The sequence below is a fragment of the Marseilla massiliensis genome (assembly GCF_016899955.1).
Lineage (GTDB): Bacteria > Bacteroidota > Bacteroidia > Bacteroidales > Bacteroidaceae > Prevotella > Prevotella intestinigallinarum.
This window is the reverse complement of record NZ_JACJJL010000127.1, coordinates 1-230: the sequence shown is the minus strand read 5'-3', so window position 1 is coordinate 230 and position 230 is coordinate 1. Positions and strand designations below refer to the sequence as shown.

Annotated in this window: 1 protein-coding gene; it reads right to left on the bottom strand. The window is 60.9% G+C overall.

Annotation, left to right across the window (positions count from 1 at the left end; genetic code table 11):
* Positions 1 to 230 (bottom strand): hypothetical protein (locus tag H6B30_RS16225; protein WP_439116976.1); only part of this gene is annotated, 230 nt, incomplete at both ends.

Here is a 230-nt window from a genome sequence, read left to right as displayed (position 1 = left end):
GATCAGGGGTAACACATAATCAATGAAGGGCTGCTCAATGCCGTTGCCGGCCTCATTGATCCACTCGCGGGGGACCTTCTTCTCGAAGTTGGCCACGATATCCAGGGGCTCCAGGCTGGTCTCACACTGGTAGCCGCCCTCGCGGGTGCACTTAAAGGCAACCATCTTATCGGTGACGCCGGAAACAGCGGCCTCCACAGCGGCGGCGCCGGCCTGCCAGGCCTCTTTCA